General features: G+C 67.6%; 25 protein-coding genes and 1 pseudogene. 17 read left to right on the top strand and 9 right to left on the bottom strand.

Going from position 1 to position 23,642, the window contains the following annotated elements:
• Position 1: 1 nt before the first annotated feature.
• From lysS to C6A86_RS25720, 6 genes are all read left to right on the top strand, one after another.
• Positions 2-1,516, top strand: a complete 1,515-nt coding sequence (lysS, locus tag C6A86_RS25745) for a lysine--tRNA ligase (protein ID WP_105362819.1) — start codon at positions 2-4, stop codon at positions 1,514-1,516.
• 107 nt (positions 1,517-1,623) lie between these two features.
• A complete protein-coding gene (gene lsr2 / locus C6A86_RS25740) occupies positions 1,624-1,965 on the top strand; it encodes a histone-like nucleoid-structuring protein Lsr2 (RefSeq protein ID WP_068002031.1) in 342 nt (113 codons plus the stop codon).
• Between the two features lie 273 nt (positions 1,966-2,238).
• Positions 2,239-4,761, top strand: a complete 2,523-nt coding sequence (gene clpC1 / locus C6A86_RS25735) for an ATP-dependent protease ATP-binding subunit ClpC (protein WP_105362820.1) — start codon at positions 2,239-2,241, stop codon at positions 4,759-4,761.
• A gap of 186 nt (positions 4,762-4,947) precedes the next feature.
• Positions 4,948-5,172 (top strand): CbtB-domain containing protein, encoded by a 225-nt coding sequence (locus C6A86_RS25730; RefSeq protein ID WP_105362821.1) that lies wholly within the window; start codon positions 4,948-4,950, stop codon positions 5,170-5,172.
• A gap of 24 nt (positions 5,173-5,196) precedes the next feature.
• Entirely contained in the window at positions 5,197-5,997 is an 801-nt protein-coding gene (locus C6A86_RS25725; RefSeq protein ID WP_105362822.1) for a CbtA family protein, read from the top strand.
• A gap of 7 nt (positions 5,998-6,004) precedes the next feature.
• Positions 6,005-6,556 carry a histidine phosphatase family protein gene (locus C6A86_RS25720; protein WP_105362823.1) on the top strand — a complete coding sequence of 184 codons (552 nt, stop codon included), beginning with the start codon at positions 6,005-6,007 and terminating at the stop codon, positions 6,554-6,556.
• Here C6A86_RS25720 and C6A86_RS25715 read toward each other — a convergent pair.
• Positions 6,540-7,889 (bottom strand): serine hydrolase, encoded by a 1,350-nt coding sequence (locus C6A86_RS25715; RefSeq protein WP_396834282.1) that lies wholly within the window; start codon positions 7,887-7,889, stop codon positions 6,540-6,542. The two genes, C6A86_RS25720 and C6A86_RS25715, sit on opposite strands and share 17 nt — an antisense overlap.
• On the bottom strand, positions 7,870-8,181 hold the full coding sequence (gene mhuD, locus C6A86_RS25710; protein WP_105362825.1) for a mycobilin-forming heme oxygenase MhuD: 312 nt from the start codon (positions 8,179-8,181) through the stop codon (positions 7,870-7,872). The genes C6A86_RS25715 and mhuD overlap by 20 nt, the downstream gene beginning before the upstream one ends.
• A 42-nt stretch (positions 8,182-8,223) precedes the next feature.
• Here mhuD and C6A86_RS25705 point away from each other — a divergent pair, with 42 nt between their 5' ends.
• On the top strand, positions 8,224-9,006 hold the full coding sequence (locus tag C6A86_RS25705; protein ID WP_105362826.1) for an alpha/beta fold hydrolase: 783 nt from the start codon (positions 8,224-8,226) through the stop codon (positions 9,004-9,006).
• Here C6A86_RS25705 and C6A86_RS25700 read toward each other — a convergent pair.
• Positions 8,980-9,258 (bottom strand): hypothetical protein, encoded by a 279-nt coding sequence (locus tag C6A86_RS25700; protein WP_105362827.1) that lies wholly within the window; start codon positions 9,256-9,258, stop codon positions 8,980-8,982. The two genes, C6A86_RS25705 and C6A86_RS25700, sit on opposite strands and share 27 nt — an antisense overlap.
• Positions 9,259-9,329: 71 nt before the next feature.
• Here C6A86_RS25700 and C6A86_RS25695 point away from each other — a divergent pair, with 71 nt between their 5' ends.
• A complete protein-coding gene (locus tag C6A86_RS25695; RefSeq protein ID WP_105362828.1) occupies positions 9,330-10,301 on the top strand; it encodes a GlxA family transcriptional regulator in 972 nt (323 codons plus the stop codon).
• On the opposite strand, the pseudogene C6A86_RS25690 reads toward C6A86_RS25695, so the two are convergent.
• Positions 10,298-11,195 (bottom strand): annotated as a pseudogene (locus tag C6A86_RS25690) (A/G-specific adenine glycosylase). The gene C6A86_RS25695 and the pseudogene C6A86_RS25690 overlap by 4 nt on opposite strands.
• Here C6A86_RS25690 and C6A86_RS25685 point away from each other — a divergent pair.
• A complete protein-coding gene (locus C6A86_RS25685; RefSeq protein ID WP_105362830.1) occupies positions 11,194-11,814 on the top strand; it encodes a carbonic anhydrase in 621 nt (206 codons plus the stop codon). The pseudogene C6A86_RS25690 and the gene C6A86_RS25685 overlap by 2 nt on opposite strands.
• A gap of 69 nt (positions 11,815-11,883) precedes the next feature.
• Complete coding sequence (locus tag C6A86_RS25680; RefSeq protein ID WP_105362831.1) at positions 11,884-12,669, top strand: hypothetical protein; 786 nt, start codon at positions 11,884-11,886, stop codon at positions 12,667-12,669.
• 8 nt (positions 12,670-12,677) lie between these two features.
• Here the strand turns inward: C6A86_RS25680 and disA are convergent, their stop codons facing one another.
• Genes disA through C6A86_RS25665 form a run of 3 tightly spaced genes read right to left on the bottom strand, consistent with a single transcriptional unit; the run spans position 12,678 to position 15,826 of the window.
• Positions 12,678-13,757 (bottom strand): DNA integrity scanning diadenylate cyclase DisA, encoded by a 1,080-nt coding sequence (gene disA / locus C6A86_RS25675; RefSeq protein ID WP_234904603.1) that lies wholly within the window; start codon positions 13,755-13,757, stop codon positions 12,678-12,680.
• A 41-nt stretch (positions 13,758-13,798) separates the two neighbouring features.
• Entirely contained in the window at positions 13,799-15,196 is a 1,398-nt protein-coding gene (gene radA, locus C6A86_RS25670; protein WP_105361499.1) for a DNA repair protein RadA, read from the bottom strand.
• 48 nt (positions 15,197-15,244) lie between these two features.
• Positions 15,245-15,826, bottom strand: a complete 582-nt coding sequence (locus C6A86_RS25665; protein ID WP_105361498.1) for a hypothetical protein — start codon at positions 15,824-15,826, stop codon at positions 15,245-15,247.
• 248 nt (positions 15,827-16,074) lie between these two features.
• Here C6A86_RS25665 and carD point away from each other — a divergent pair, with 248 nt between their 5' ends.
• The 7 genes from carD (at position 16,075) to C6A86_RS25630 (ending at position 21,503) form a co-directional block, all read left to right on the top strand.
• Complete coding sequence (gene carD, locus C6A86_RS25660; RefSeq protein ID WP_057170837.1) at positions 16,075-16,563, top strand: RNA polymerase-binding transcription factor CarD; 489 nt, start codon at positions 16,075-16,077, stop codon at positions 16,561-16,563.
• 18 nt (positions 16,564-16,581) lie between these two features.
• The gene (gene ispF / locus C6A86_RS25655) at positions 16,582-17,061 is read left to right on the top strand and encodes a 2-C-methyl-D-erythritol 2,4-cyclodiphosphate synthase (protein WP_105361497.1); all 480 of its coding nucleotides are present in this window, start codon (positions 16,582-16,584) and stop codon (positions 17,059-17,061) included.
• Positions 17,062-17,139: 78 nt separating this feature from the next.
• Positions 17,140-18,540, top strand: a complete 1,401-nt coding sequence (gene cysS, locus C6A86_RS25650; protein WP_396835400.1) for a cysteine--tRNA ligase — start codon at positions 17,140-17,142, stop codon at positions 18,538-18,540.
• On the top strand, positions 18,540-19,484 hold the full coding sequence (gene rlmB / locus C6A86_RS25645; protein ID WP_105365811.1) for a 23S rRNA (guanosine(2251)-2'-O)-methyltransferase RlmB: 945 nt from the start codon (positions 18,540-18,542) through the stop codon (positions 19,482-19,484). Before cysS ends, rlmB begins: the two co-directional genes overlap by 1 nt.
• 87 nt (positions 19,485-19,571) lie before the next feature.
• Positions 19,572-20,414, top strand: coding sequence for an SH3-like domain-containing protein (locus C6A86_RS25640; protein WP_105365810.1), 843 nt, complete (start codon positions 19,572-19,574; stop codon positions 20,412-20,414).
• A gap of 22 nt (positions 20,415-20,436) precedes the next feature.
• Complete coding sequence (gene scnC, locus C6A86_RS25635) at positions 20,437-21,165, top strand: thiocyanate hydrolase subunit gamma (RefSeq protein WP_105365809.1); 729 nt, start codon at positions 20,437-20,439, stop codon at positions 21,163-21,165.
• A 56-nt stretch (positions 21,166-21,221) separates the two neighbouring features.
• Complete coding sequence (locus C6A86_RS25630) at positions 21,222-21,503, top strand: thiocyanate hydrolase (protein ID WP_233213219.1); 282 nt, start codon at positions 21,222-21,224, stop codon at positions 21,501-21,503.
• Between the two features lies 1 nt (position 21,504).
• Here C6A86_RS25630 and C6A86_RS25625 read toward each other — a convergent pair whose 3' ends face one another.
• The gene (locus tag C6A86_RS25625; RefSeq protein ID WP_396834276.1) at positions 21,505-22,755 is read right to left on the bottom strand and encodes an SLC13 family permease; all 1,251 of its coding nucleotides are present in this window, start codon (positions 22,753-22,755) and stop codon (positions 21,505-21,507) included.
• Positions 22,728-23,642: an MBL fold metallo-hydrolase gene (locus C6A86_RS25620; protein ID WP_105365806.1), complete on the bottom strand. Its 915-nt coding sequence runs from the start codon at positions 23,640-23,642 to the stop codon at positions 22,728-22,730. The genes C6A86_RS25625 and C6A86_RS25620 overlap by 28 nt, the downstream gene beginning before the upstream one ends.

Below are 23,642 nucleotides of genomic sequence, written 5' to 3'. Positions count from 1 at the left end.
CGTGCCTGCCGCCCCGAACCAGCCCGAGCACGACGACACCCCGGAGCAGTACCGGATCCGTCAGGCCAAGCGCGAGCGGCTGCTCGCCGAGGGCCGTGACCCGTACCCGGTGCAGGTGGCGCGCACCCATTCGCTGGCCGAACTGCGGGCGGCCTACCCGGATCTGCCGGTGGACACCCAGACCGGCGATATCGTCGGCGTCGCGGCTCGGGTGGTGTTCGCCCGCAACTCCGGAAAGCTGTGTTTTGCCACCCTGCAGGACGGCGACGGAACCCAGTTGCAGCTGATGGTCAGCCTGGCAGAGGTGGGCCAGGAGTCATTGGACGCCTGGAAGGCGGACGTCGACCTCGGCGACATCGTCTTCGCGCACGGGCAGGTCATCAGCTCAAAGCGCGGCGAACTATCTGTGCTGGCAGATTCCTGGCAAATAGTCTCCAAGGCGTTGCGGCCGCTCCCGGTGGCACACAAGGAGATGAGTGAAGAATCGCGGGTGCGGCAGCGCTACGTGGACCTCATCGTCCGGCCCGAGGCGCGCACCATCGCGCGGCAGCGCATCGCCGTCGTGCGGGCGGTGCGTTCGGCGCTGGAGCGCCGGGGGTTCCTCGAGGTCGAGACACCGATGCTGCAGACCCTGCCCGGCGGCGCGGCGGCCAGGCCGTTCATCACCCACTCCAATGCCCTCGACGCCGACCTGTATCTGCGCATCGCGCCCGAGCTGTTCCTCAAGCGCTGTCTTGTCGGTGGTTTCGAGAAGGTTTTCGAGCTGAACCGGAACTTTCGCAACGAGGGTGCGGATTCCACACATTCTCCGGAATTTGCGATGCTGGAGACTTATCAGGCCTATGGCACATATGACGATTCCGCCACCGTCACCCGTGAACTGATTCAAGAAGTGGCCGATGAGGCCCTTGGTACCCGCGAGGTCCAGCTACCCGACGGCAGTACCTATGACTTGGACGGCGAATGGCAGACGCTGGAAATGTATCCGTCGCTGTCGGTGGCACTCGGTGAAGAGATCACCCCGGACACCGGTCTGCCACATCTGTTGTCCATCGCCGAACGTCTTGAGATCGAGATTCCCGCCGACCGCGGTTATGGGCACGGGAAATTGGTCGAGGAACTGTGGGAGCACACGGTCGGAGAAACGCTGTGGGCGCCGACCTTCGTCCGTGACTTCCCGGTGGAGACGAGCCCACTGACCCGCGCTCACCGCAGCATTCCGGGCGTCACCGAGAAGTGGGATCTCTATGTGCGCAAATTCGAATTGGCCACCGGATACTCCGAGCTCATCGACCCGGTGATTCAGCGCGAACGGTTTGTCGCGCAGGCCGCTGCGGCCGCCGCCGGCGACGATGAGGCGATGCGCCTCGACGAGGATTTCCTCGCCGCTTTGGAGTACGCGATGCCGCCGACGACCGGTACCGGAATGGGTATTGACCGTCTCTTGATGGCTTTGACGGGGCTGACGATTAGAGAGACCGTTTTGTTCCCGATTGTGCGCAGACACTCAAACTGACTGCATATCCGCCAGTGGTTGTTGAATGAATTCCATCCGTATGCAAGCATTACTGCAGGGGTCCGGGGTGAATCTGCGAGTGGCCACAGAAGGGTCGTGTGAGCTATATGGCGAAGAAAGTCACTGTCACACTGGTTGACGATTTTGACGGCGAAGCAGCGGCGGATGAGACCGTGGAATTCGCGCTCGACGGTGTGAGCTATGAGATCGATCTTTCTTCGAAAAACGCTGCCAAACTGCGCGGCGACCTCAAACAGTGGGTGGAGGCCGGCCGCCGCGTCGGAGGCCGCCGCCGGGGACGTTCGGCGGGAACCGGTCGCGGCCGCGCCGCGATCGACAGGGAACAGAGCGCGGCCATCCGGGAATGGGCGCGGCGCAACGGTCACAATGTGTCGACCCGCGGGCGTATTCCGGCCGAGGTCATCGACGCATTCCACGCCGCGACATAAATTGACCCACGCAAAATAACGGTCGGTAGCCAGCTCTTCTTTCGCCCACGACCGGGCCGCTCCGCTGCTTCGCTCACGGCGAACTCGTCGAAGCGCGTTTTGGGAAACGTTCGGCGTGCGCCGGGCGTTATGCCACAGACGGCGGTACCAAGGCCCGACACCAAGAGGGGCACGGGTTTCCCCCGACCACTACAGTGGACGGCAGGTGCGGTGCCTGTGCAGTTCCTGTACAGCGCACGTGGCCGCCCTATGTGAGGAAGCGCAGGTAAACCGATGTTCGAGAGATTCACAGACCGTGCCCGTCGGGTGGTCGTCCTGGCCCAAGAAGAGGCCCGGATGCTCAACCACAACTACATCGGCACCGAGCACATCCTGCTCGGCCTCATCCACGAGGGTGAGGGCGTAGCGGCCAAGTCGCTCGAGTCGCTGGGCATTTCCCTGGAAGGCGTGCGCAGCCAGGTCGAAGAGATCATCGGCCAGGGCCAGCAGGCGCCGTCGGGTCACATCCCGTTCACGCCGCGCGCCAAGAAGGTTCTTGAGCTCTCCCTGCGTGAGGCCCTGCAGCTCGGCCACAACTACATCGGCACCGAGCACATCCTGCTGGGGCTGATCCGTGAGGGCGAGGGCGTCGCCGCCCAGGTCCTGGTGAAACTGGGTGCCGAGCTCACCCGGGTGCGCCAGCAGGTCATCCAGTTGCTCTCCGGTTACCAAGGCAAGGAAGCGGCCGAGGCCGGTACCGGCGGACGCGGCGGCGAGGCGGGCAACCCGTCCACGTCGCTGGTTCTGGACCAGTTCGGCCGTAACCTGACCGCCGCGGCCATGGAGGGCAAGCTCGACCCCGTGATCGGCCGCGAGAAGGAAATCGAGCGGGTCATGCAGGTGCTGAGCCGCCGCACCAAGAACAACCCGGTGCTGATCGGTGAGCCCGGCGTCGGTAAGACCGCCGTCGTTGAGGGCTTGGCCCAGGCCATCGTGCACGGCGAGGTTCCCGAGACGCTGAAGGACAAGCAGCTCTATACCCTCGACCTCGGCTCGCTGGTCGCCGGCAGCCGCTACCGCGGCGACTTCGAGGAGCGCCTGAAGAAGGTGCTCAAGGAGATCAACACCCGCGGCGACATCATCCTGTTCATCGACGAGCTGCACACGCTCGTCGGGGCGGGTGCCGCCGAGGGCGCGATCGACGCCGCCAGCATCCTGAAGCCGAAGCTGGCCCGCGGTGAGCTGCAGACCATCGGTGCGACGACGCTCGACGAGTACCGCAAGTACATCGAGAAGGACGCCGCGCTGGAGCGCCGCTTCCAGCCCGTGCAGGTCGGGGAGCCCACCGTCGAGCACACCATCGAGATCCTCAAGGGTCTGCGCGACCGCTACGAGGCGCACCACCGGGTGTCCATCACCGACGGTGCGCTGGTGGCCGCGGCCACGCTGGCCGACCGCTACATCAACGACCGCTTCCTGCCGGACAAGGCGATCGACCTGATCGACGAGGCCGGGGCCCGGATGCGTATCCGCCGGATGACCGCACCGCCGGACCTGCGCGAGTTCGACGAGAAGATCGCCGACGCGCGGCGGGAGAAGGAGTCCGCGATCGACGCGCAGGACTTCGAGAAGGCCGCCAACCTTCGTGACAAGGAGAAGACCCTCGTCGCGCAGCGGGCCGAGCGTGAGAAGCAATGGCGCTCAGGTGATCTCGATGTCGTGGCCGAGGTCGACGATGAGCAGATCGCCGAGGTGCTGGGTAACTGGACCGGTATCCCGGTGTTCAAGCTCACCGAGGCCGAGACCACGCGTCTGCTGCGCATGGAAGATGAGCTGCACAAGCGCATCATCGGCCAGGAGGACGCCGTCAAGGCGGTCAGCAAGGCCATCCGGCGTACCCGCGCCGGCCTGAAGGACCCGAAGCGCCCGTCCGGTTCGTTCATCTTCGCCGGCCCGTCCGGTGTCGGTAAGACCGAGCTGTCCAAGGCGCTGGCCAACTTCCTGTTCGGCGACGATGACGCCCTCATCCAGATCGACATGGGCGAGTTCCACGACCGCTTCACCGCGTCGCGGCTCTTCGGTGCCCCTCCGGGCTACGTCGGCTACGAAGAGGGCGGCCAGCTCACCGAGAAGGTGCGCCGCAAGCCGTTCTCGGTGGTGCTCTTCGACGAGATCGAGAAGGCTCACCAGGAGATCTACAACACCCTGTTGCAGGTCCTGGAAGACGGTCGCCTGACCGACGGGCAGGGTCGTACCGTCGACTTCAAGAACACCGTGCTGATCTTCACGTCCAACCTGGGGACATCCGATATTTCTAAGGCCGTGGGCCTTGGCTTCACCCAGGGTGGCGGCGAGAACAACTACGAGCGGATGAAGCTCAAGGTCAACGACGAGCTGAAGAAGCACTTCCGCCCGGAGTTCCTGAACCGTATCGACGACATCATCGTCTTCCACCAGCTGACTCAGCAGGAGATCATCGAGATGGTCGACCTGATGATCGGCCGGGTGTCCAAGCAGCTCGCCGCCAAGGACATGACGATGGAGTTGACCGAGCAGGCGAAGTCGCTGCTGGCCAAGCGGGGCTTCGATCCGGTGTTGGGTGCGCGGCCGTTGCGTCGCACCATCCAGCGTGAGATCGAGGACGCGCTCTCGGAGAAGATCCTGTTCGACGAGGTCGGGCCGGGTCAGGTCGTCACGGTCGACGTCGAGGGCTGGGACGGTGAGGGTGCCGGCGAAAACGCCAAGTTCACCTTCGCCGGACGTCCCAAGGCTGTCACCACCGAGGAGCCGGACCTGGCGGCCACGGCCGCTGAGTAGCAGCTACACGTACAGAGCCCCCGACCGGAGCATCCGGCCGGGGGCTTTGGCGTAGTATCCGTACTGCTCTCGACGGACAACGGAATCTGGTGTAATCCCAGAACGGTCGCGCCACTGTGAAAGTCAGACCCAAAGTCCGTCAAACCGCTTTTCTACCTGGGACGCGAATTCCCGAAAGGATCGGATATGACTTCTGCTGAGGCACCCAAGGCGCCTGGCGCCCGGGTCCGCGCCATCGACCTCTCCGCCGCCTCCGCGGTGGTGTGGCTGTCTGCCACCGCCTTCCTGGCGCTGCTGGTGCTGTATTTCGTCGGGATGGATCAGGGTGCGACATCGGTCTTCGGGGCCAACACCGTCATCCACGAATTCGTGCACGACGCCCGGCATCTGCTCGGCTACCCCTGCCACTAGACGCCGGAAGCAGAAACAACACCGATGGAAAAACGAATCATCGGGCGCGGCCTGCTGGCCGGCGCCCTCGGCGGCGTACTCGCATTCGTCTGGTCCTGGATCTTCATCGAGCCGGTCATCGACCGTGCCATCGAGTTCGAGGACGGCGTCAGCGCAGCCCATGAGGCCATCGAACACGGTGGTCATGCCCACGAGCACGGCGCCGGAGGTGGCATCGAGATCACCCGGACCGTGCAGTCGACGATCGGTCTCGGCTTCGGGCTGGTGGCGTTCAGCGTCGCCATGGGCGCTCTGCTCGCGGTGCTCTTCTGTGTGGCCTACGGACGGATTACCAGCCTCTCCGCTCGGGCGACGGGGGTGCTGCTGGCCGGCGGCATGCTGATCTCGCTGTGGATCGTGCCGTCCCTGAAGTACCCGCCGAACCCGCCGGCGGTCAGCCTGGACGAGACCATTCAGCAGCGCACCCTGTTGTATCTGTTGCTGACGGTGCTCTCCGCGGCGCTGCTGGTCGGGTCGGTCCTGCTGGCCCGCAAGCTGGCGCCCAAGTTCGGTGCCTGGAATGCCGCCCTGCTCGGCGCCGCCGACTACATCGTGTCGATGGGCGTGGTGTTCCTGCTCATGCCGACCATCTCCGAGACACCCGGTCCGATCACCGACGATGCCGGTGCCATCATCTTCGGCGCGTTCCCGGCCGATGACCTCTATGAGTTCCGGCTCTACTCGCTGGGCACCCAGGTCGTGATGTGGACGACCATCGGCCTGGTGTTCGCCGCGCTGGTATCGCGTCTGCTCGACCAGCGGCAACGCGACGAAGTCGCCGTGTGAGCGACGCTTGAGTGAGGTCGTCCGGCTGACCCTCGTATCGCACGGCATGACCGATGCGATGGCAGCCGGGCGCTTCCCCACCGACGAACCACTCAATGATCTGGGACGCCGTCAGGTCGGCGGCTGTCGCGATCTCGGAACGTTCGACGAGGCGTTCTGCGGACCGGAGCAGCGAGTGGTGCAGACCGCCGCGCTGTTGGGCGTGCCCGCCGTCATCGAGTCGAGCCTCGCCGATCTCGATCATGGCCGCTGGCGCGGATCGGCACTCGACGGTGTCGGCCCCGTCGAGATGACCGCCTGGCTCACCGACCCGACGGCCGCCCCGCACGGCGGGGAATCGGTCCTCACCCTGTGCCGGCGGGTCGGGGACTGGATGGACTCCGTTGCGCTACGGCGCGGACGCATGCTGGCCGTGACACACCCGGCCGTCATCCGGTCGGCCATCGTGCACGTCCTGAATGCCCCGCCGAAGTCGTTCTGGCGCATCGATATCGAGCCCGTCGGCGTCACCCGCATGCACTACCGTGGGCACATCTGGACGCTCAGGTCAACGGGATGAGACCGAACGACTGCGTGGCGATCGACAGCAGCCATGTTGCCGCGGTCAGGCTGCGATACTTCGGCCAGTTGAGCTGATAGCTCACCACCCAGCCCTGCCCGGTGTGGTCCTCGGCGTACCAGCTGAAGGTGAGATCGCCCGGTAGGTTGCCGCCCTTGGCGCCCACGTAGCGCCATTTCGAGCCGTCGAGTTCGATACCGGGCGTGGCGGACAGAATGTCGCGCACCGGTGCGGCCGGTCCGTGGGCGGCAACCTGAAGTGCGGCGTGGACCCGGCAGATATCCATCGGGGTGCCGTACCACTCGATGCCATACGGTGATGCCGGCGTGCGGTTGAGCATCGGATCAGGTTCGTAGGGAACGGCTCTGGTGTGCGCGAGCATCTCGGCCCGGTGTGCCGGCGAGGCCGTCCTCCACTCTTCACGGACATCGGGCTTACCCCAGCCGATGGCGAACAGTTCGTAGGTGCTGGGGAACGGAGTCATGGACGACGGGTCGTGGTGGCCGGCTGTCACCAGGGCGCGCTCGACGGCGCCGGGACCGAGGCGGGCCATCAGCATATCGGTGGCCATATTGTCGCTGGCCGAAATCATCTGTTGGGCAGCATCTTTCACCGAAACTCTGGCGCCCGGTTCCAGATCGTTGAAGCCGGCGGAGCCGACCGCCTTGTTCGCCGCGGTGATCGTCAGCGGTTCGCTCCATGTCATGGTGCCGTCGTTGACGGCCTCGGCGACCGCGAGCAACACGTAGAGCTTGAAGATGGAGGCGAGTGGCATCGACCGGTCGGCGTCGGTGCCGGCCACCCGGGTGCACTCACCGCCGGACACCTTGGACACCTGGTACGCGTAGCCGGCGCCCGATTCGGCGATCTCGGCGTCGATATCTGGCCACTGCCGGATGTCCGGCTTGTCGATGTCGACCTCGAAGCGGTCGACCAGGCCGGTGTCACCGGTGCGCATCGTGATGGTTTGCCCGACGCTGTAGGAGTTCCGCACGTGCAGCGTGGCCTGCCCGGCCCCCAGGGATATGGCGGTGACGGTGATGGGGCGATCGGCCCACAGCCGGTCCATGGCCGCCCCGACCGGTTCGACCATGTCGGGCACGGCCAGCGTCCCGACGGTGACGGTGCCGATCGGCCAGTCGGAATTGACCATGTCCAGCAGCTGTTTGGCGCGCAGCCCCTGCGGGGTGTTGGTGTCGATGTGCATGCCGTACGCCGCGTCGGCGACCGGAGGCCCGGTCTGCCCGCAGCTGGAGGCCAGCAGAACGACGGCGGTGGCCAGCGCGCCGACACCGAGCGCGCGCCGCTGCGTGCTACTTGCCAGTCCCCGCAACGTCCAACACAACCTCGAACTCCAGCAGCGAGGCGCCGGTCGAAACCGGCTTGGCCTGCTGCCCGGCGTGGGCTTCCGCGGCCGGGCCCTTGGCCCACGCCTCGAATGCCTCGTCGGACTCCCACTGGGTGACCACGAAGTAGCGGTTCTCGCCCTTGACCGGACGCAGCAGCTGGAAGCCGAGGAAGCCGGGCTGGTTGTCCACCGCGTGTGCGCGATGGGCGAACCGCTTCTCCAGCTCAGGGCCTGCGTCGGCCGGTACCTCGATGGCATTGATCTTCACGACGGGCATGCGCTTCAGGCTACCCGGACCCGGTCGCGGCAGGATGGCGGCATGCGCAGCGTTTCGCTCACGTCCCGCGGCGGCCCCGAGGATGCCGGTGGCGAACCTCTCGTCCTGGTGCACGGCCTGATGGGGCGCGGCAGCACGTGGTCGCGGCAGCTGCCGTGGCTCACCCGATTCGGCCCGGTCTACACCTATGACGCGCCCTGGCACCGCGGCCGCGATGTCAGCGATCCGTACCCGATCAGCACCGAGCGTTTCGTCGAGGATCTCGGGGCGGCGGTGGACTCGCTGGGGCGCCCGGTGACGCTGATCGGGCATTCGATGGGCGGGCTGCACTCCTGGTGCCTGGCGGCCGAGCGACCGGATCTGGTGAGCGCGGTGGTGGTCGAGGACATGGCGCCGGATTTCAGGGGCCGGACCACCGGCCCCTGGGAGCCGTGGCTGCACGCGCTGCCCGTCGAGTTCGACTCCGCCGAGCAGGTCTATCAGGAGTTCGGGCCGGTCGCCGGGCAGTACTTCCTGGAGGCGTTCGACCGGATCGAGTCCGGTTGGCGACTGCATGGTCACCCTGCCCGCTGGATCGAGATCGCCGCGCAATGGGGCACCCGCGATTACTGGGCGCAGTGGGAGGCGGTGCGGGCGCCGGTGCTGCTGCTGGAGGCCGGCGGCACCGTCGCGCCTCCCGGGCAGATGCGCAGGATGCACGAGACCGGTTACCGGACGACCTATCTGAACGCTCCAGGTGCGGGACACCTGATCCACGATGATGCGCCGGAGCTCTACCGCGAGGCCGTGGAGTCGTTCCTAGCGGCGTTCGCCCGAGGCGCTTGACGCCGGCCAGGTTGGCTGCTGCTCGAAGCGGGTGCGGATGGCGTCGAGGTCGTGCGCGGCACGCAGGCCGTCACGGTCGAGGCTGTTGTCGCTGCTCACCAGTCGACCGACGAACGGTGCGGCGGGACGGAACTGATCGAGGGACAGCCGCAGGATCCCGGTGCGGCGGGCGATACGGCTCAGCGCCCAGGTGAGCGCGAACGGTGCCAGCAGCACGGCGACCAGAGCGAGGTAGGTCAGTGGAGTAGTCATGGCAGTAATTCTCCGTTGATGAATATCCAGCCAACAGTGGCAGGAATGACACGTTGAGATAAAATGCTGCCATGGCGATATCGAGCGTATCGGTGCTGGTGCTGGACGGTCTAGCGATTTTCGAGTTCGGCGTGATCTGCGAGGTGTTCGGCATCGACCGCTCCTCCGACGGTGTGCCCAACTTCGATTTCAGGGTGTGCGGGCCCGAGGCCGGCCGGCCGATCCGCACCGCGGTCGGCGCGACCCTGACCCCGGACCACGGGCTCGACGACCTGATCGGCGCCGACCTGGTGGCCATTCCGGCGATCAGCGGAACCGACTACTCACCCGAGGCGCTGGCCGCGGTACGCAAGGCCGTCGATTCCGGCTCGACCGTTCTGACCGTCTGTTCCGGCGCCTTCCTGGCCGGCGCGGCGGGCCTGTTGGACGGCCGGCCCTGCACCACCCACTGGATGCACGCCGACGATCTGGCCACCGCCCATCCGACCGCGCGAGTGGACCGCAATGTGCTGTTCGTCGACGACGGGAACCTCATCACCAGTGCGGGAACCGCCGCGGGCATCGACGCCTGCCTGCACCTGGTACGCCGTGAACTCGGCGCCGAGATCACCAACAAGATCGCCCGGCGGATGGTGGTGCCACCCCAGCGAGACGGCGGCCAGCGTCAGTACATCGATCAGCCGATTCCGGTGCGCTACTCGGAAGGATTTGCCCCGCAGCTAGATTGGATTCTGGCCAACCTCGACAAGCCGCACACCGTGGCCAGTCTCGCGGCCCGCGCCAACATGTCGGCGCGCACCTTTGCCCGGCGGTTCGTCGACGAGACCGGGCGCACCCCGATGCAGTGGGTGACCGATCAGCGGGTGCTGTATGCGCGACGCCTGCTCGAGGAGACCGACCTGGACATCGACCGGGTGGCCGACCGCTGCGGGTTCGGCACCGCGACGCTGCTGCGCCACCACTTCCGGCGCATCATCGGCGTGACGCCATCGGATTACCGGCGCCGCTTCTCCTGTGACGATGCCTGCGAGGCGACCGCTTAACCGCCTTCACCCGCGAGCGCGAACAGGCCCGCCGCCGTCTGCTCGACCAGGCCGTCGACCAGCAGCGAGTCCAGCGCCCGGTCGCGCTGCGCGGTGTCGGAAAGCCACACCACATCCAACTGCGCCCGGGTGACCGGAGCGGTGCTGGCGCGCAACACATCGAGCAGTCGTCCGCGGCACTGCCGGTCGGTGCCGGCGTAGCGCTGCACCCTTCGGGCCGGTGTGGACGCGGCCGGATATCCCGCGCTGCGCCAGCGGCAGGCGCTCAGCGGGCACAGCCCGCATTTGGGGGAGCGTGCGGTGCAGACGATGGCCCCGAGTTCCATCAGGGCCGCCGAGAAGCGCGGCGCCGCATCGCCGTCGGGCAACAGCGCGGCCACCTCCTCGAAGATCGCGGGTGCTGGCCGGCGCCTCGGCGAGGCCATGCGTGACCCGCGACACCACCCGGCGGACGTTGGTGTCCACCACCGGGACCCGCTGCCGATAGGCGAAACACGCGATGGCCCTTGCGGTGTAGGCCCCGACGCCGGGCAGGGTCAGTAGGGTCTCCACATCGGTGGGCACCTCGTCGCCGTGATGGGTCGCGATGGTCACCGCGCACTCGTGCAGACGCTTGGCGCGGCGCGGATAGCCCAACTTGCCCCACGCTCGCAGCACATCGGCCGGGCCGGCCGCCGCGGTCGCCGACGGCGTCGGCCAGCGGGCAACCCAGGCCAGCCAGATTGGCTCCACCCGGTTCACCGGCGTCTGCTGCAGCATGAACTCGCTCACCAGGATCTGCCACGCGGTGACCTCGGGCCGCCGCCACGGGAGATCGCGTTCGGACTCCTCGAACCAGGCCAGCAGCTCCTCCGGGTCGATACCGAAAGCGGGCTCGGGCACAATACCGATCATGCCCAACTCGAATCCCATCGCCGCGTGGAAGTCACTCAAAGAGGGTAACGAGCGTTTTGTTGCCGGAAAGCCGCTGCATCCCAGCCAGGGGATCGAGGACCGTGCCCGGCTGACCGAGGCGCAGAAGCCGACCGCGGTCCTGTTCGGCTGCGGTGACAGCCGCGTCGCGGCCGAGCTCATCTTCGACCAGGGTCTCGGCGAGATGTTCGTGGTCCGCACGGCCGGTCACGTCATCGACTCGGCGGTCCTCGGTTCCATCGAGTACGCGGTCGGTGTGCTCAACGTGCCGCTGATCGCGGTGCTGGGACACGACAGCTGCGGCGCGGTGAAGGCCACGCTGAACGCGCTCGACGAGGGTGAGATTCCCGGTGGCTACATCCGTGACATCGTCGAGCGGGTCATGCCATCGATCCTGCTGGGCCGCCGCGACGGTCTGACCAGGGTCGACGAGTTCGAGGCCCGCCATGTCATGGAGACCGGCGCACAGCTGCTGGCCCGCTCGACGGTCATCGCAGAGCGGGTCGAGGCGGGCAGCCTGGCGATCGTGGGGTTGACCTACCATCTGGCCGATGGCCGGGTGGCGCTGCGCCAGCACTTGGGCGATATCGGCGAAGCCTGACCGATACCACACCCGACACGCCGACACGCCTCGAACGACTACAGGTGACCGCGGCTTACCGTTGAGGTCGTGCTAGACACCGAGCCCCCGCGCCAGCTGCCACCGGAGATCTACCGGCGCCGCAGGGCGCTGGCGATAGGTGTCGCAGTGCTGGTGATCGTCATCGTCGCCGCCATCGTGGCGGTCGTGGTCGCCAACAGCACCGGATCCGACGGTGCCACCGCTGATCCGTCGGCCAACACCGAGGCCGCGCCGGCCCCCACGCCGTTGCCGGGGGAGGAGCCCGGGGTGAAGACCCCGGTCGTTCCCCCCGCCGCGCAGGCCCCGCCGCCGGTGCCGACGCCGACCACCGCGGTCGTTCCGCCGCCGGTCTTGCAGGAGGGCGATGACTGCCCGGACTCCACTTTGGCGGTCAAGGGCATCACCAGCGCCCCCGACTATGTGATGGGCGATCAGCCGAAGTTCACCATGGTGGTCACCAATATCGGGCTGGTGGCCTGCCAGCGTGATGTCGGGGCCGCCGTGCTGGCCGCCTACGTGTATTCCCTGGACAACAACCGGCTGTGGTCGAACCTGGACTGCGCGCCGTCCAACGAGACGCTGGTCAAGACGTTCAACCCGGGCGAGCAGGTGACCACCGAGGTCACCTGGACCGGAATGGACTCGGCCCCGAACTGCCCGCTGCCCCGGCAGCCGATCGGCCCGGGCACCTACAACCTGCTGGTTCAGCTCGGCAACCTGCGGTCGGCTTCGGTGCCGTTCGTCCTGTCCGAAGCGGCCCCGGCGCCACCGGCCGACGCGCCGCCTCCCGCGGAAGCCCAGCCGCACGAGGGTGGCGGGCAGGCGCCGGGCTGACACGGCTCTCAGGCCAGCTGGTCGGCGATCGTCGACTCGGCCAGCTGGGACAGGCCCTCCCTGATGTGGCGGGCCCACATCGAGCCGATACCGTCCACCGATTGCAGGTCGGTGGCACTGGCCGCGAGCACGCCCTGCAGGGATCCGAACGACCGCACCAGCAGATCGACATGGGCGAACTGCAGCCGCGGGATGCCCGCCATCGCCCGATAGCCGCGTGAACTCATTGCCGAGTCCTGCGCCTCGATGGTCGACGGATAACCGAAAACCCTTGCCAGCGCGGTGAAGTCGAGCAACTCATTGTCCGACAGTGCGTCCAGTTCCTCCAGCGTGGCGCTCACCTGGGCAGCACTCGGCGGATCCGGATTGGCGTGATAGTCGCGCATGATGAGCTCGCGGGCGGTGTCATTGCCGCCGACGAGTTCCTCCAGTTGCAGCTTGAGCTGGCGGCCGTCGGTGCCCAGTTCGACGACGTCTGCGTCGATTTCCAGGCTGATCCGGCGGACCATCTCCAGGCGCTGGGCGACCGTCATCACGTCGCGCAGCGTCACGAAGTCCTCGATCTCCGCGGTGGACAGCTGCCGGTTCACCTCATCGAGACGGGACTTGTAACGCTCCAGCGTCGCGATGGTCTGGTTGGCCCGGGACAGGATGGTCGGGGTGTCGGGCACCACGTGCCGCTCCCCGGCGGCGTACACCGTGACGATGCTCATCGAGTGGCTGACCGAGATGACCGGGTAGCCGGTCTGCACGGCCGCGCGCTCCGCGGAGCGGTGCCGGGTGCCGGATTCGTCGGTGGGGATCGACGGGTCGGGCACCAGCTGCACATTGGCCTTGAGGATGCGGGAGCCGTCGCTGGAGAGAACCACCGCGCCGTCCATCTTGGACAACTCGCGGAGTTTGGTGGGCGCGTACCGGACGTCGAGGTTGAAGCCGCCGTCGCAGATGGCCTCGACGCTGTCGTCATAGCCGAGCACGATCAGCGCACCGGTGCGCCCCCGCAGGATCCGTTCCAGGCCGTCGCGCAGGTCGGTGCCCGGCGCGAGCCTGCCGAGCGTCTCGCGCAACGTGGGGCGGGCCAGATGCACCACATTCCGGCTGCCCCTGGACTTCACCGCCATCGCGCCTCCTAGGATCGGCCGCCATTGTTGTCGATCGACCGGAGTGCCCGCAATGCCGTGCCGATGTTGTCCGCGGTGGTCAGCCGCAGACCGGCCGGGACATCCTTGACCCCGGGCGGCACGATCGCGTCGGTGAAGCCCAGCCGGGCCGCCTCGGCGAGTCTGCGGTCCATGCCGCTGACCCGGCGCAGATCCCCGGCCAGGCCCACTTCGCCGATGGCGATCGCCGTCGCCGACAGCGGGTGATCGAGCTGCGCCGATGCGATGGCCATGGCCACCGCCAGGTCGGCGGACGGGTCGGTCAGGCGCATACCGCCCACGGTGGACAGGTAGATGTCGTGCTGCCCGAGTTTCAGGCCGGTCCGCTTCTCCAGCACCGCGGTGATCATCGCGGCACGGGCGGAGTCGATACCGCTGACGGCGCGCCGCGGGGTGCCCTGCGCCACGTTGCCGATCAAAGCCTGTACCTCGCCGAGCAGCGGCCGTTTGCCGTCCATCGTCACCGTGACAGCGGTGCCCGGCACCGGGGCCGGGCGCTGATCCCGGAACAGCCCCGACGGGTCTTCCACACATTCGATCCCGTTGTCGTGCAACAGGAAACAGCCGACCTCATCTGATGCGCCGAATCGGTTCTTCACCCCACGCACCATGCGCAGGGCCGAGGCGCGGTCGCCTTCGAAGTGCAGCACGACGTCGACGAGGTGCTCCAGTGAGCGTGGGCCGGCGATGGCACCGTCCTTGGTGACATGGCCGACCAGCAGCAGGGCGACACCGTCGGCCGCGCGGGCCATCTTGGCGTAGGACGTCAGCGCCGTGGTGACCGCCCGCACCTGGGTGACCCCGCCGGTGACCCCGTCGGATTCGGAGCTGGACATGGTCTGCACCGAGTCGACCACCACCAGGGTGGGCTTGACCGCCTCGATATGGCCGAGCGCGGTCTGCAGATCGGATTCGGCGGCCAGATACATCTCGTCGTGTGTGCACCCGGTGCGTTCGGCCCGCAACCGGATCTGCCCGGCCGATTCCTCACCGGACAGGTAGAGCGCGCGCCGGCCTCTGCTGGCCCAGCGATGCGCGACCTCCAGCAGCAGGGTCGACTTGCCCACCCCCGGATCGCCGGCCAGCAGGGTCACCGAGCCGGGCACCAGCCCGCCGCCGAGCACCCGGTCGAGTTCGCCCACCCCGGTGGGGAAGTGCCTGGTGACGCCCGGGTCGATTGTCGTGATCGGAACCGCGGGGGAGGACGGCGCGACGGCGCGCCGGGTGGAACTGCCGTTCAGTGCGGTGAGCGCGGCGACTTCGTTGACGGTGCCCCAGGTACCGCAGTCCGGGCAGCGCCCGACCCATTTGGGCAGGACATGACTGCATTCCGAACATCGGTATTGCGAACGTACTTTCGAAGCCACGCTGTGAACGGTATCGGTTCCCCCCGACAAACCGGTCAGATCGTCAGGTCAGTGCCCACCCGTGTCGTGTCCGCCGCCGACGACGGGCTCACCGTCGCGGCGTGCCACCTCGCCGGCCGAGATCGGCACCGTGAACGTGGTGGCGCCGGCACGCTCGAAGGTGAAGGTGAAGTCGTAGGTGAGCCCGTTGGAGATCGGCTCGGTGAGCGTGACCTGTGCCTGGACCTCGTCCTCGCGCTCGACCGCGCCCAGCGCGTCGTGGCCGTCGGGATCGCCGACCAGCAGCAGGCCGCTGGCCGGGATCTCCGCGTCGCCGGTGAGGGTCACCGTGCCGACATCGGAGGTGATCGACACCAACGTGTCGTCGACGTCCGCGGAGTTGTTGGCGGCCGCGAAGATGAGTTCGACATCGGTGCCGGGCTGCACGTAGTCGGTGGTCTGCGGCGCACGCAGGAACACGTTGCGCAGCGCGATGTCGCCCACGGTGCCGACGGTGCCGTTGACGGCGGGTTCCTGATTGGCGCTCTGGGACACCTGACCGGCGCTGCAGCCGGTGAGGGCGAGGCCGGCGATCAGGGCGCCGGCGGCCAGGCGGGACGCGCGCACATTGGAGCGGTTCACTGCGACCACTGGAGCCTCCTGCTCAACCGGACGGATTCGACTATGCACTGTAGTAGGTGCTGATTGCGCGCGGTACCCGAGGGCTTCTCAGGGCCGTGGCGGGCCCCGAACTGGGCGCCAAGACAGCCGTCGACGTGCATGTATCCGCCACGGTGTCAACCCCTAGTCTTCGTCGCCGATGCCCCTGACCTGCATTGTTGTTCCGCGCGTGTCCGGGCTCCGTGCTAACATTGAGCGGTGAAAGGGGCTCGAAACTGATGATTTTCAAGGTCGGAGACACCGTTGTCTATCCACACCACGGTGCGGCGTTAATCGAGGCGATCGAAACCCGAACCATCAAGGGCGAGCAGAGAGAGTATCTCGTCCTGAAGGTTTCGCAGGGAGATCTCACTGTTCGTGTCCCCGCTGACAACGCCGAGTACGTCGGTGTGCGTGATGTGGTCGGACAAGAGGGCCTGGACAAGGTCTTCCAGGTGCTGCGTGCTCCGCACACCGAGGAGCCGACCAACTGGTCGCGCCGGTACAAGGCGAACCTGGAGAAGCTTGCTTCCGGCGACGTGAACAAGGTCGCCGAGGTGGTTCGTGACCTGTGGCGTCGGGACCAGGAGCGCGGACTGTCCGCAGGCGAGAAGCGCATGCTGGCCAAGGCTCGCCAGATCCTCGTCGGTGAGCTCGCGCTCGCCGAGAACACCGTCGACGCCAAGGCCGAGATCATTCTCGAAGAGGCGCTTGCGGCAGCGTCCTAGCCGTCACGAAGCGACAATGTGACGGATCTGCGCGTCGGTCTCGGGACCGACGTTCATCCCATCGAGGCCGGGCGGCCGTGTTGGTTGCTCTGCCTGTTGTTCGACGAGGCCGACGGCTGCGCCGGTCATTCTGACGGTGACGTCGCCGCTCATGCATTGTGCGATGCGCTGCTGAGCGCGGCCGGCCTCGGCGATCTCGGTGCCGTGTTCGGTACCGATCAACCCCAGTGGCACGGTGTGGGCGGCGCGGACATGCTCCGCCACGTCCACGGTCTGCTGGCGGCCGAGGGTTTCCGGGTGGGCAATGCCGCCGTGCAGGTGATCGGCAACCGACCCAAGATCGGGCCGCGCCGCACCGAGGCCCAGAACCTGCTCTCGGAACTGCTCGGCGCGCCGGTTTCGGTGTCGGCCACCACCACCGACGGACTCGGTCTGACCGGTCGCGGTGAGGGTCTGGCGGCCATCGCGACCGCTCTTGTCGCCGGTCCGCAACGTTAACGCCACGAGGCTGGTGCGGCTGCCGCCAGAAGGCCGGTAAGCTGGCACGTCGTGACTGGACTGCGGCTTTACGACACGATGGCGGGCGCCGTTCGTGACTTCGTGCCGTTGCGCCCCGGCCACGCCTCGATCTATCTGTGTGGTGCCACCGTCCAGGGGCAACCCCATATCGGACATGTGCGCAGCGGTGTGGCCTTCGACGTGCTGCGGCGGTGGTTGACCGCCAAGGGATTCGACGTCGCGTTCGTCCGCAACGTCACCGATATCGACGACAAGATTCTCAACAAGGCCGCCGACGCGGGCCGCCCGTGGTGGGAATGGGCGGCGACCTACGAGCGCGCCTTCACCGCCGCCTACGAGGCGCTGGGGGTGCTGCCACCCTCGGTCGAGCCACGAGCCACCGGGCACATCACCCAGATGGTCGAACTGATCGAGCGGATGATCCAGCGCGGCCATGCCTACGAGGGCGGTGGGGACGTCTACTTCGACGTGCTCAGCCTGCCCGAATACGGCAAGCTCTCCGGGCACCGCATCGACGATGTGCACCAGGGCGAGGGTGCCGCCACGGGCAAGCGTGATCCGCGCGATTTCACGCTGTGGAAGGGCGCGAAGCCGGGCGAACCGTCGTGGCCGACGCCGTGGGGACCGGGCCGCCCCGGTTGGCACACCGAATGCGTGGCCATGTGCGAGGCGTACCTGGGTGCGGAGTTCGACATCCACGCCGGCGGCATGGACCTGGTGTTCCCGCACCACGAGAACGAGATCGCCCAGGCCGAGGCCGCCGGCGACGGATTCGCCCGGTACTGGCTGCACAACGGCTGGGTCACCATGGGCGGCGAGAAGATGAGCAAATCGCTGGGCAATGTGCTCGCGATTCCCGCTGTGCTGCAACGGGTCCGGGCCGCGGAGCTGCGTTACTACCTGGGCAGCGCGCACTACCGTTCGATGCTGGAGTTCTCCGAGAACGCGCTGACCGATGCGGCCAAGGCGTATACCGGCATCGAGGAGTTCCTGCACCGGGTGCGCAACCGCGTCGGCACGGTGGAACCGGGCACCTGGACCGACAAGTTCGAAGCGGCCCTCGACGACGATCTGGCGGTGCCGATCGCGCTGGCCGAGGTGCACACCGCCCGCGCGGAGGGTAACCGGGCGCTCGACGCCGGTGACCACGACGGCGCGATGACCGCGGCTCGGTCGATCCGGGCCATGATGGGCATCCTCGGCTGCGACCCGCTCGATGAGCGCTGGGAGTCCCGGGACGAGACCTCTGCCGCGCTGGCCGCCGTGGATGTGTTGGTGCACTGGGCACTTGCCGGGCGCGCCGAGGCGCGCGAGAAGCGCGACTGGGCCGCCGCAGACGCGATAAGGGACCGGCTCAAAGAGGCCGGCATCGAGGTCACCGACACCGCAGACGGGCCCCAGTGGTCGCTGGTCGAGGGAGATCGCCAGGGCGAGCGAAGCGACGGGAATACAAACTGATGGCCGGAAACTCACAGCGCCGCGGCGCCATCCGCAAAGAGGGCACCAAGAAGGGCCCGGTGGTGGGCTCCGGTGGAGTGCGGCGGCGCGGGCTGGAAGGCAAAAAGGCCACGCCGGCGGCGAAGGACCGGCCGCATCATCCCGCCGCCAAGAAGGCCGCCAAGGCAGCGCGCGCGGCGCAGGGCCGACACCGCAAGACCGACGAGACCGAGGTCGTGCTCGGGCGCAACCCCGTGGTGGAGTGTCTGCGCGCCGGCGTGCCCGCCACCGCTCTGTGGGTGATGCTCGGAGTGGACGCCGATGAGCGGATCACCGAATCCGTGCAGCGCGCCGCCGATTCCGGCATCTCGATCCTGGAGGTGCAGAAGCACGACCTGGACCGGATCGCCAGCAACGGGCTGCACCAGGGCCTCGCGCTTCAGGTGCCGCCCTACTCGTACACCCACCCCGATGATCTGCTCAAGGCCGCCCAACGCGACAGCATCCCGGCCCTGCTGGTGGCGTTGGACAACATCTCCGACCCCCGCAATCTCGGTGCCATCGTGCGCTCGGTCGCGGCGTTCGGTGGGCACGGTGTGGTCATCCCGCAGCGTCGCTCGGCATCGGTCACCGCGGTGGCCTGGCGGACGAGTGCCGGTGCGGCGGCACGCCTTCCGGTCTCACGGGCGACGAACTTGAACCGGACCCTGAACAGCTGGTCGGACGCCGGCCTGCAGGTCGTCGGTCTGGACGCCAAGGGTGACACCGAACTGGACCAGCTGGATGCCTCCGGGCCGATGGTGGTCGTGGTGGGCTCCGAGGGCAAGGGGCTGTCCCGGCTGGTACGGGAGAACTGCGACGCGATCGTCTCGATCCCGATGGCCGGGCCCACCGAATCACTGAACGCCTCGGTGGCCGCCGGTGTGGTGCTCGCCGAGATCGCCCGCCAGCGCCGCCGCGGCTAGCAAACTCCTTCGCCGGTTTTGGGGGCGCCGCCTCCACGTGCGGGTTATGGTCGATGGGCCCATCCCAGTGGAGCCCGAGGACGTCCCATGAGTACTCCCGCGCAGCGCGCCACCCAGCTGGAACTCGTCGCCCGGCTCAGGTCGTCCTATCCCGAACTGCCGGACGCTCCCACACCTGATCTGCTCGACCACGAGCACATCGCCGCCTATCTCAAGCCGGTCCACGATGTGGGTGGTGAACCGGACGCCCCGATGAAGTACGAGAACAAGCAGTACGAGGCGTGGGAGGAACTCACCTACGTGATCTGCGAGGTGCTGGCCTGGCGCGGTATCTGGCTGTCCGAGGAGCGGCGCCGGATCGGCAATGTCGACGTCGGGCGCGCCGAATATCTGGGACTTCCGTACTACGGGCGCTGGCTGTTGTCGGTGGCGCGGATCCTGGTGGAGAAGCACCACATCGGCCTCACCGAACTCACCGAGCGGATGGCCGAGGTCAAGGCCCGCTACGCAGGTGGTCTCAACGGCCGCGCCGTCGAGGCTCAGCCGAGGTTCGAAGGTGACGGGTCCGTGGTCAAGCGCAACAGCCACCACCTGCACGCGGTCGGTAAGGGTGACCCGCAGGTCTACGCCGGACTGGCCGGGACCCCCGCGTTCGGAGTCGGTGACCGGGTGGTGGTCCGCGACGAGCTACCGGTGCTGTTCTACACCCGCACACCGGAATACGTCCGCGGCGCCTCCGGCGAGATCGCGGCGGTGGCCTATGAGAGCCCGGCCGCCGAGGACGAGACCTGGGATCGCCCAGACGCACCGCCGGAATGGTTCTATGTGGTGCGTTTCAACATGTCCCAGCTGTGGCACGGCTATACCGGTACCGCCACCGACACGCTCCAGACCGAGATCCCCGAACATTGGCTCAGGCCCGCCAGTTGATTTCTGGCAGAAGGGTTTTTGCATGACCGAGCACGGTGCACATCACGACCATGACCACGACCATGAGCGCACGGTGGCGCCGATGGTCGACGAGATCACCGATTTCGAAGTGCTGGAAGTCGCACTGCGCGAGCTGTGCATCGAGAAGGGCATCTTCACCGCGGCCGAACACCGCCATTTCACCGAGTTCGCCGAGCAGATCGGGCCGGCACCGGCCGCGCATCTCGTAGCGCGTGCCTGGCTGGATCCCGAGTTCAAGGCACTCGCACTGGCCGAGCCGATGTCGGCCAGTAAAGAGGTCGGTGTCGATTGGATGGAACCCACCGGCTTCGGCACACCCAGCGACTTCACCGCCTTCCAGATCCTGGAGGACACCCCGAACCTGCACAACGTCATCGTCTGCGCGCTGTGCTCGTGCTATCCGAGACCCATCCTCGGCAACTCGCCGGAGTGGTATCGCACGCCGAATTACCGTCGGCGACTGGTTCGTTGGCCCAGGCAGGTGCTTGCCGAGTTCGGGCTGTACCTGTCCGACGACATCGAGGTGCGGGTGCAGGACTCGAACCAGAAGCACCGCTTCATGGTCATGCCGATGCGTCCGGAGGGCACCGAGGACTGGACCGAGGACCAACTGGCCGAGATCGTGACCCGTGATTCCCTGATCGGGGTGGCGCTACCGAAGCCGGGCGTCACCACCAACGTCATCACCGACACCCGTGCCGCCGTGCACCCGATCCCGGAGCGGCCGTGAACACCCCGATCGCGCCGCTGCAGCAGATCGTCGAACGCGATCAGGTGTGGCCGCGGATGGCCGCCAAGTACGGCGTCGACAATCCTGTCCCGCCCTGGAAGACCAGCCTCGACGGCCTGTGTGATGCCCTCGACGCGGCTTCGTGCAGCGCCGATGTGCCGAGCTTCAAGGAACGCCGCGATGAGGAGGACGCGCTCGCGGCGACCCTGTACGCGGCCCTGCCCTATCCCGAGAACCAGTTGATGGCCTTGGCCCATTCGCTGCTCGTGCGGGGTGTCATCACCGAGTCCGAGCTCGAAGCGCGGCTCGCCACCGTCCGCGCCCGCCTGCAGTCCTGAACTAACCTGCCCGGGTGACGGCCCACAGGCACACCACCGCGGCGATCAGCGTCAGCGGGGTGGTGCACAGCCCGACCCTGCTGAACTCGGTGAACCGTGCCCGCATCCCGTCACGGTGAACGATCCCGCGCCACAGCAGGTTTGCCAGTGAGCCGGGGTAGGTCAGGTTGGGCCCGATATTGACCCCGATCAGCACGGCCAGCACCGCTGCCGGTCCCACCGGCGTCACCAGCGGCAGCATCACCAGCACCGCGGGCAGATTGTTGACGACGTTCGACAGCAGTGCCGCCACCGCGGCGATCCCCAACAGTGCCGGCAGGCCCTGGCCGTCGGGGACGAGGCGGGCCATCGCGGGCTCGAGACCGTTGTTCATGACGGCGGCGACCACGACCCCGAGGCACAGCACGAATGCCAGGAACGGAAGATCCAGTGCGGCAAAGATCCCGGACATTGTGCTGCGCTTCTGGGCCAGGCTGCGCACGCCGAGTACGAGCGCACCGGCCAGCGCGGCCCAGGCGGGTGACAGGCCGAGCAGTGAGGTGACGGCGAATCCGGCGAGGGTCGCGAACACGACCGTCAGCGCGAAGACCGGCACCCGCAGGGGCTCATCCGGTGTGGTGTGGTGTGGCTGGACGGACAGGTCTTTCGCGAAGATCCATCGCAGCAACACGAACTCGACCAGGATCGCGGCCAGCCAGGGCAGCGCCATGGTGGCGGCGAAATGCAGGAATGTCAGTCCGGCCGCGCTGAACGCCAGCAGGTTGGTCAGGTTCGACACCGGCAGCAGCAGTGACGCGGTGTTGGACAGGTGCGCTGTGGCATAGGCGTGCGGACGGGCCGGCACGGACAGGGCGCGCGCGGTGGCGAGCACCACCGGTGTCAGCAGCACCACGGTGGCATCCAGGCTGAGCACCGCAGTGACGGCCGCCGAGATGGCGAATACCGAGACGAGCAAGCGATTTTGGCCGCTGGAGGTGACCCGCGCCATCAGCACGCCCGCCGCGTGGAATAGCCCGAGGTCGTCGCACAGCCGCGCCAGGACCAAGATGGCGGCCAGGAATCCGACCACCGGCGCCAGCTCGGACACCTCGGCGACGGCCGCATCCCAGGGCACCGCGCCGGTTGCGATCACCGTGGCCGCCGCGGCCACCGCGACCACGGCCTGGAAGCGAGGGCGCAGCAGCGCGACTCCGAGCACCGCGGCGAGCGCGGCGACGGAGACGATCAGCGCCACGGATCTGTCGGCTGCCACAGCGTCGGCAGGTGTAGATCCACACCGTCCTGCGCGGCCAGCGCGGTCAGGGTCCGCATCGACACGTCCAGATCGTCACCGGCGTACGGCAACGCCCGCAGCGGGCGGTCCAGGGGCCGGAAGAAGTCATCCCAGTGGATCAGCACCACGCGGCGCGCGCCGACGGTGCGGACGGTCTCGGCCCAGTAGTCGCGCAGGTAGGTTTCAGGCTGCAGACCGAGCTGGCCGATGCCCAGATAGATCACCTCGGCGCGCTGACCGGCCAGCGCGCCCGGCACGAAGCCGGCGCTGCCGACGACCAGCATCCGGCGCCCGCTGGGCCGGTGCGCCACCATCGTCGACCAGGCCTCCCCGCACCGGTACACCGAGGCCCGCACGGGCGGGTCGACCGGCGCGTCGATCACGCCGGGAAAGCGGTCCGGCGGGCAGTGGTCGCCGACGATCAGCGTGACCTCGAAGTTGCCCAGGGGCATCGATTCACCGGGGGAGGCCACCACGACGCGGTCGGCGGGCAACCGGTGCCCGATGTGCGCCGCCGAGTGACCGCCGACCAGTGTGGCGCCGGTGCGCTGCGCGACCACCGCCGAGTCCATGGCATGGTCGAAGTGGGTGTGCACCGGGACCACCGCATCGAGGCTGCGTACCCCGAGCCGGCCCAGGCAACCGTCGATGCGGGGCTGCGAGGGAGCGATCCGGCCCAGCCCGACCTGCAGCAGCGACGGCCTGCTGAAGAAGCCGTCGGTCAAGATCGCCGATGTGCCATCGGAGATCAGCAGCGTGGTGACACCGGCCCAGGTCACCGTCGGTGCTGCGGCCGCGCCGGCCGGCGGCAGGTCGAAGTACCGGGCGTAATCGTCGATATCGGGCCGGCCGGCTTTCAGGCGCAT

The sequence above is a fragment of the Mycobacterium sp. ITM-2016-00316 genome (assembly GCF_002968335.2).
GTDB lineage: Bacteria > Actinomycetota > Actinomycetes > Mycobacteriales > Mycobacteriaceae > Mycobacterium.
Note: the sequence above shows the minus strand (reverse complement) of the source record. Positions and strands in the feature narration are given on the sequence as shown.

What these genes read in the sequence shown, in the direction of transcription:
- C6A86_RS25730 (WP_105362821.1), top strand. Translation starts at nt 4,948, where the DNA reads ATGACTTCTGCTGAGGCACCCAAGGCGCCTGGCGCCCGGGTCCGCGCC.
- C6A86_RS25700 (WP_105362827.1), bottom strand. Translation starts at nt 9,258, where the DNA reads ATGACTACTCCACTGACCTACCTCGCTCTGGTCGCCGTGCTGCTGGCA.
- clpC1 (WP_105362820.1), top strand. Translation starts at nt 2,239, where the DNA reads ATGTTCGAGAGATTCACAGACCGTGCCCGTCGGGTGGTCGTCCTGGCC.
- C6A86_RS25640 (WP_105365810.1), top strand. Translation starts at nt 19,572, where the DNA reads ATGAGTACTCCCGCGCAGCGCGCCACCCAGCTGGAACTCGTCGCCCGG.
- mhuD (WP_105362825.1), bottom strand. Translation starts at nt 8,181, where the DNA reads ATGCCCGTCGTGAAGATCAATGCCATCGAGGTACCGGCCGACGCAGGC.
- C6A86_RS25695 (WP_105362828.1), top strand. Translation starts at nt 9,330, where the DNA reads ATGGCGATATCGAGCGTATCGGTGCTGGTGCTGGACGGTCTAGCGATT.
- C6A86_RS25705 (WP_105362826.1), top strand. Translation starts at nt 8,224, where the DNA reads ATGCGCAGCGTTTCGCTCACGTCCCGCGGCGGCCCCGAGGATGCCGGT.
- C6A86_RS25685 (WP_105362830.1), top strand. Translation starts at nt 11,194, where the DNA reads ATGCCCAACTCGAATCCCATCGCCGCGTGGAAGTCACTCAAAGAGGGT.
- cysS (WP_396835400.1), top strand. Translation starts at nt 17,140, where the DNA reads ATGGCGGGCGCCGTTCGTGACTTCGTGCCGTTGCGCCCCGGCCACGCC.
- carD (WP_057170837.1), top strand. Translation starts at nt 16,075, where the DNA reads ATGATTTTCAAGGTCGGAGACACCGTTGTCTATCCACACCACGGTGCG.
- C6A86_RS25630 (WP_233213219.1), top strand. Translation starts at nt 21,222, where the DNA reads ATGGCCGCCAAGTACGGCGTCGACAATCCTGTCCCGCCCTGGAAGACC.
- C6A86_RS25620 (WP_105365806.1), bottom strand. Translation starts at nt 23,642, where the DNA reads ATGCGCCTGAAAGCCGGCCGGCCCGATATCGACGATTACGCCCGGTAC.
- C6A86_RS25725 (WP_105362822.1), top strand. Translation starts at nt 5,197, where the DNA reads ATGGAAAAACGAATCATCGGGCGCGGCCTGCTGGCCGGCGCCCTCGGC.
- scnC (WP_105365809.1), top strand. Translation starts at nt 20,437, where the DNA reads ATGACCGAGCACGGTGCACATCACGACCATGACCACGACCATGAGCGC.
- lsr2 (WP_068002031.1), top strand. Translation starts at nt 1,624, where the DNA reads ATGGCGAAGAAAGTCACTGTCACACTGGTTGACGATTTTGACGGCGAA.
- rlmB (WP_105365811.1), top strand. Translation starts at nt 18,540, where the DNA reads ATGGCCGGAAACTCACAGCGCCGCGGCGCCATCCGCAAAGAGGGCACC.